This is a genomic window from Rhizobacter sp. P1_G5 (assembly GCF_056405435.1).
Window position 1 is genome coordinate 1 of sequence record NZ_JBFUCB010000363.1, and the last position, 6163, is coordinate 6163.

Genomic DNA, 6163 nt, shown 5'->3' on the forward strand with positions numbered 1-6163 from the left:
GTGCAGGCCACGCCGCGCTCGGTGGTGATCGCCGCATCGGCCTCTTCGAGCGCTGCGCCAGCCGACGCCCGCAGCAGCCGCAGCACCCGCGTGCCATGCACCTGCTTCATGAAGACCGGCGCCGCGCCAGTCGCGGCCGCGAAGCGCGCGCGGTTCGCGTCGACCGCCTCCGGGTCGTCGCCGACCGCGATGCCGAGGTTCAGGCTCTCCCACGGCGGCGCGCTGAGGCCGCCGCGGCGCGTGCTCATCAACGCGCCGACGTGGTCCAGCGCCCAGTCGGGGACCAGCGCGTCCTGCAACGCCGTCGTGGCCATCAGGTCGCGTCCGGGCAGGCCGAAGGCTGCGAGCGGCTGAACGCATCGAGCCGCATGCATTCCTCGAAGATGCGCATCACCGTCGGCACGTGGTCGAGCCGGCAGTTCAGGCGCTGCGCATTGAAGATCTGCGGCACCAGCGTGATGTCGGCGAGCGTCGGCTTGTCGCCATGGCAGAAGCGGCCGGTCTCGGGCTGCCCCTCGAGCTGGCGCTCCACCGTCTCCAGCCCGGTCTCGCACCAGTGGCGGTACCAGCGGTTCTTGTCGTCCTCGCTGACGCCCAGGTCGTGCAGCAGGTAGCGCAGCACGCGCAGGTTGTTCAGCGGGTGGATCTCGCAGGCGACGTCCAGCGCGAGTGCGCGCACGCGGGCCCGGCCGAGCGGATCGGCGGGCAGCAGCGGCGGCTGCGGATGGGTCTCGTCGAGGTACTCGATGATCGCGAGCGATTGCGACAGCAACGCGTTGTCGTCCTTCAGCACCGGCACCAGCCGCCCGGGCGACAGCGCGGCGAAGGCCGGCTGCGTCTGCTCGTTCTTGACCAGGTGCACCGGCACGTAGTCGTAGGCCAGCCCCTTCAGCGCGAGCGCGACGCGCACGCGGAACGAGGCCGACGACCGGAAGTAGCTGTAGAGCTGCATGCCGTGCACGCCTGTCACAGGACCGCCATCAGCGGGCCACCAGCTGCACTTGCAGGCTGCCGACGCCGTCGACCTTCGCGCTCAGCGTGTCGCCGGTGACGACCGCGGCCACGCCCTCGGGCGTGCCGGTGAAGATCAGGTCGCCGGGGGCCAGCTCCCACAGCCCGGACAGCTGCTCGATGATTTCGGGGATGTTCCAGATCAGCTTGCCGATCACGCTGTGCTGGCGCAGCGTGCCGTTGACCTTCAGCTCGATGCGCGTGTCGGCGCCCACCTGGCAAAGCGCGGCCGGCCGCACCGGGCCGATCGGCGCCGATTCGTCGAAGCCCTTGCCGCTGCACCACGGGCGGCCCAGCTTCTTGGCCTCGCCCTGCAGGTCGCGGCGCGTCATGTCGAGCCCGACGGCATAGCCGTACACATGGTCGAGCGCCTGGGCCGCCGGGATGTTGCGCCCGCCCTTGCCGATCGCGACGACCAGCTCGACCTCGTGGTGCAGGTCCTTGGTGGCGCTCGGGTAGTGCATCTGCCCGGTCGTGCCCTCGGCCACCGGCAGCACCGCGTCGGCCGGCTTCAGGAAGAAGAACGGCGCCTCGCGGCCGGTGTGGCCCATCTCGATCGCATGGTCGACGTAGTTGCGGCCGACGCAGTAGATGCGGCGCACCGGGAAGGTGTCGCCGGGTTGCGCGCCGACGACGGGCACGGAAGGGGTGGCCGGAACCGGCACGACGTGGCTCATGGAAGTCGCTCCRCAGAGAGTCTGTTGGGGGATGGCGGGATGATGCCACGAGGGCTGAAAACTCACGGCTAAACTCCCTGCGATGTTCAAGGCCCGAAGCTTCAAGCACTGCAAGACCTGCGGATCGCCGGTCAGCTACAGCATCCCGCCCGATGACAACCGCGAGCGCGCGACCTGCGCCGCCTGCGGCGCCATCCACTACGAGAACCCGCTGAACGTCGTCGGCACGCTGCCGGTGTGGCACGACCAGGTGCTGCTGTGCCGCCGCAACATCGAGCCGCGCCACGGCTTCTGGACGCTGCCGGCCGGCTTCATGGAGCTCGGCGAAACCACCGCCGCCGGCGCGCTGCGCGAGACCGACGAGGAGGCCGGCGCCCGCATCGAGATGCAGGCCTTGTTCACGCTGCTCAACGTGGTGCGCGTCGGGCAGGTTCACTTCTTCTACCGCGCCCGATTGCTTGACACCGATTTCGCGCCCGGCCCCGAGACCATCGAGGCCCGCCTGTTCCGCGAGGACGAGGTGCCGTGGGACGACCTCGCGTTCCCGACGGTGCGGGAAACCCTGAGGCGGTTCTTCGACGATCGCCGCCGGGGTCAATTCGGCTTCCATATGGCCGATATCGATTGACGGCGCACCATGTCGCCGTTCGAATAGGTCGATGTCTGACTTCCCGATACCGCGACACCGATGACCGATCCCCGTCCCCTGCCCTCCGCCGCTGCCGCCCAACCGACAGCCCAGGCCCCCGCCGCCCACAAGCCGGCGGAGGCGGCGCCGCTGCGGATGCGCGAAGACCTGATCCACCCCGATCCGCTGCTCGACTGCCTGGTCGAGATCTGCCGCCTGAACGGCCAGGCCGCGTCGCGCGCCTCGCTGTCGGCCGGGCTGCCGCTGGGTGACAGCGGCAAGGGCAAGCTGACCATCGAGCTCACCGAACGGGCCGCGGCGCGTGCCGGCATGGCGACCAAGCTGCAGCGCCTGGCACTGCAGCGCATCGACGCCGCCGCGCTGCCGGCGATCCTGATCCTGAAGGACAACCAGGCCTGCGTGCTGCTGCGCTTCGAGGACGGCGGCCGGGAAGGCCCGGTGGCCCGCGTGCTGCTGCCCGAGACCGGCCAGGGCTCGATCGTGCTGCCGCTCGCCGACCTGCAGCGGCGCTACACCGGCGTGGTGCTGTTCGTGCGCCCGCATTTCCGCTTCGATGCGCGCACGCCCGAGGTGCGCGCGGTGCGCCAGCGCCACTGGTTCTGGGGCGCGGTGCTCGAGCAGCGCATCGTCTACCGCGACGTGCTGTGGGCGGCGCTGCTGGTCAACGTGTTCGCGCTGGTGTTCCCGCTGTTCTCGATGAACGTCTACGACCGCGTGGTGCCGAACAACGCGGTCGAGACGCTGTGGGCCCTGTCGATCGGCGTGGTGCTGATCATGTGCGGCGACCTGTTCATGCGGCTGCTGCGCAGCCACTTCGTCGACGAGGCGAGCGCGCGCATCGACGTGCAGATCTCGGCCACGCTGATGGAGAAGGTGCTGGGCATGCGCCTGGAGCACCGGCCGGAGTCGGTCGGCTCGTTCGCGTCGAACCTGCGCGGCTTCGAGCAGGTGCGCGACTTCATCGCGTCGGGCACCGTCACCGCGCTGATCGACCTGCCGTTCGCGCTGCTGTTCGTGACCGTGCTGGCCTGGATCTCGCCGTGGCTCGCAGTGCCGGTGGTCACGGCGTTCGTGCTGATCCTGGTGATCGGCTACGTGCTGCAGCACCGGCTGCACGAGCTGTCGCAGACCACCTACCAGGCCGCGGCGCAGCGCAACGCGACGCTGATCGAGAGCCTGACCGCGATCGAGACCATCAAGTCGCTGGGTGCCGAGAGCGTCGTGCAGGCCAAGTGGGAGCGCGCGAACGCCTTCCTCGCGGTGACCAACGTGCGCATGCGGGCGCTCTCGGCCACGGCCAACTACGGCACCAACTGGCTGTCGCAGGGCGTGACGGTCGCGATCGTGATCGTCGGCGTCTACCTGATCAGCCAGCGCGAGCTGACGATGGGGGCGCTGGTGGCCTCGTCGATGCTCGCGTCGCGGGCGCTGCAGCCGGCCRGGCAGATCGTCGGGCTGCTGATGCAGTACCAGGGCGCGCGCACCGCGATGGAATCGCTCGACAAGATCATGGAGCGGCCGGTCGAGCGCCCGGCCGGCGAGAACTTCGTGCAGCGCCCGCAGCTGCGCGGCGACATCGAGTTCCGCAATGTCAAGTTCGCCTACCCGGGCCGGCAGGATGCGGCGCTGGACGGCATCAGCTTCAAGATCCAGGCCGGCGAGCGGGTCGCGCTGATCGGGCGCGTGGGCTCCGGCAAGTCGACGATCGAGCGGCTGATCATGGGCCTGTACCAGCCGCACGACGGCGCGGTGCTGCTCGACGGCATCGACCTGCGCCAGCTCGACCCGGCCGACGTGCGCCGCAACCTGGGCTACGTGTCGCAGGACGTGACGCTGTTCTACGGCAGCCTGCGCGACAACATCACCTTCGGGCTGCCGTATGCCGACGATTCCGCGATCGTCGCGGCGGCCGAGCTGGCCGGCATGAGCGGCTTCATCGACCGGCATCCGCGCGGCTTCGACATGACGGTGGGCGAGCGCGGCGAATCGCTGTCGGGCGGGCAGCGCCAGGGCATCGGCCTGGCGCGCGCGGTGCTGCACAACGCACCCATCCTGCTGCTCRACGAGCCGACCAGCGCGATGGATTTCTCGACCGAGGCGCAGATCACGCACAACATCGGCAACTTCGCGCAGAACAAGACGGTGGTGCTGGTGACGCACCGCACCTCGCTGCTCGCGATGGTGACGCGCGTGATCGTGATCGACGGCGGCAAGATCGTCGCCGACGGGCCGCGCGACCGCATCATGGAAGCGCTGCAGAGCGGGCGCATCGCGAGGGCGGCATGAGCTCATCCCGTGAAGGCGGCACGAACCGCATCCTGATCAAGCTCGGCCTGGCCGTGATGTGGGTGCTGGAGCGCATCCGCGTGCTGCTGGATCCGATCACGCGCCTCCTGCTCGGCCCGGTCGTCACGCCCGACAACGCCGGCGATGCCGGATTCCGCAGCTTCGAGGCCGAGGCCGACCAGGTGATGTCGCGCAGTGGCACCCACCATGCGCAGTCGATCGTGCGCGCGGCCCTGCTGATCGTCGTGCTGCTGGTCACCTGGGCGGCACTCGCCCACGTCGACGAGGTGACCAAGGGCGATGGCAAGGTGATCCCGTCGCGCCAGCTGCAGGTGGTGCAGTCGCTGGACGGCGGCGTCGTCTCCGAGATCCTGGTGCGCGAAGGCCAGGTCGTCGAGGCCGGCCAGCTGCTGCTGAAGATCGACGAAACGCGCGCGACATCGGGCGTGCGCGAGAGCGCCGCCACCGGCCTCGCGCTGAAGGCCCGCCAGGCACGGCTGCAGGCGCTGGCCGACGGCTCGGTCTTCACACCGCCCACCTCGGCAGACCCGGACGAGCAGCGCATCCTGCTCGGCGAGCGTCAGCTGTACGAGGCCAAGCGCTCCGAGCTGGAGACGCTGCTGTCGATCAACCACCAGCAGCTGCAGCAGCGCCAGCAGGAGCTGACCGAGATGCGCGCCCGCAAGGCAGCCGCCGACCGCGGGCTCGAGTTCGGCCAGCAGGAGCTCGGGAAGACGCGGCCGCTGCTGGCGAGCGGCGCGGTGTCGGAGGTCGACATCCTGCGGCTCGAACGCGAGGTGGCGCGCTCGCGCGGCGATTCCGAGCAGGCCAGCGCGCAGATCGCGCGCGTGCAGGCGGCCATAGGCGAGGCGCAGCGCAAGAGCCAGGAGACCGAGATCGGCTTTCGCAACGAGGCGCGCAAGGAACTGGCCGAGGTGGCCGGCAAGCTGAACGCGCTGAACGAGGGCGCGGTCGCGCTGACCGACAAGGTCGCCAAGTCGCAGGTCAAGTCGCCGGTGCGCGGACGGGTGCAGCGGCTGCTGGCCAACACCGTCGGCGGCGTCGTGCAACCGGGCAAGGACATCGTCGAGATCGTGCCGCTCGACGACAACCTGGTGCTGGAGGCGCGCATGGCGCCGAAGGACATCGCCTTCATCCGCCCTGGCCAGCCGGCGACGGTCAAGTTCACCGCGTACGACTTCTCGATCTACGGCGGGCTGGAAGCGCAGGTCGAGAACATCAGCCCCGACACCATCACCGACGAGCGCGGCAACGCGTTCTACCTGGTGCGGGTGCGCACGACGCGCTCGAACTTCAGCGAGAAGATGCCCATCATCCCGGGCATGACGGCCGAGGTCGACGTGCTGACCGGCCAGAAGACCGTGCTCGCCTACGTGCTGAAGCCGGTGTTGAAGGTCAAGTCCAACGCGCTGCGCGAACGCTGATCACAAACTTCCTTATTGGCTCACGAAGGGCCGGATTTGGTGATTCCGGTCACGAAATGGCCCCGTAGGTTCGTACATAAGCGCTGGGTTTCTGG

At 69.5% G+C, this 6163-nt stretch carries 6 protein-coding genes; 3 read left to right on the forward strand and 3 right to left on the reverse strand.

Annotated features, from left to right (window positions below; translation table 11 throughout):
* The 3 genes from AC1D12_RS21790 to AC1D12_RS21800 form a co-directional block, all read right to left on the reverse strand.
* Positions 1-314: laccase domain-containing protein (locus AC1D12_RS21790; protein ID WP_477842800.1), on the reverse strand; the 314-nt coding region annotated here is incomplete at its 3' end.
* The gene (maiA, locus tag AC1D12_RS21795) at positions 314-952 is read right to left on the reverse strand and encodes a maleylacetoacetate isomerase (RefSeq protein WP_047513573.1); all 639 of its coding nucleotides are present in this window, start codon (positions 950-952) and stop codon (positions 314-316) included. The genes AC1D12_RS21790 and maiA, both read right to left, overlap by 1 nt.
* A gap of 28 nt (positions 953-980) precedes the next feature.
* Positions 981-1688 (reverse strand): fumarylacetoacetate hydrolase family protein, encoded by a 708-nt coding sequence (locus AC1D12_RS21800; protein WP_477829458.1) that lies wholly within the window; start codon positions 1686-1688, stop codon positions 981-983.
* Positions 1689-1770: 82 nt separating this feature from the next.
* On the opposite strand from AC1D12_RS21800, the gene AC1D12_RS21805 reads away from it, so the two are divergent.
* Genes AC1D12_RS21805 through AC1D12_RS21815 form a run of 3 tightly spaced genes read left to right on the forward strand, consistent with a single transcriptional unit; the run spans position 1771 to position 6068 of the window.
* Positions 1771-2316 (forward strand): NUDIX hydrolase, encoded by a 546-nt coding sequence (locus AC1D12_RS21805; protein ID WP_047513579.1) that lies wholly within the window; start codon positions 1771-1773, stop codon positions 2314-2316.
* A 60-nt stretch (positions 2317-2376) separates the two neighbouring features.
* Positions 2377-4623: a type I secretion system permease/ATPase gene (locus AC1D12_RS21810; RefSeq protein ID WP_477842803.1), complete on the forward strand. Its 2247-nt coding sequence runs from the start codon at positions 2377-2379 to the stop codon at positions 4621-4623.
* Positions 4620-6068 carry an HlyD family type I secretion periplasmic adaptor subunit gene (locus AC1D12_RS21815; RefSeq protein ID WP_082004800.1) on the forward strand — a complete coding sequence of 483 codons (1449 nt, stop codon included), beginning with the start codon at positions 4620-4622 and terminating at the stop codon, positions 6066-6068. The genes AC1D12_RS21810 and AC1D12_RS21815 overlap by 4 nt, the downstream gene beginning before the upstream one ends.
* Positions 6069-6163: the final 95 nt, after the last annotated feature.

Bases quoted from the DNA above. Each gene is read 5' to 3' on its own strand.
- maiA (WP_047513573.1), bottom strand. From the start codon at position 952: ATGCAGCTCTACAGCTACTTCCGGTCGTCGGCCTCGTTCCGCGTGCGC.
- AC1D12_RS21800 (WP_477829458.1), bottom strand. From the start codon at position 1,688: ATGAGCCACGTCGTGCCGGTTCCGGCCACCCCTTCCGTGCCCGTCGTC.
- AC1D12_RS21805 (WP_047513579.1), top strand. From the start codon at position 1,771: ATGTTCAAGGCCCGAAGCTTCAAGCACTGCAAGACCTGCGGATCGCCG.
- AC1D12_RS21815 (WP_082004800.1), top strand. From the start codon at position 4,620: ATGAGCTCATCCCGTGAAGGCGGCACGAACCGCATCCTGATCAAGCTC.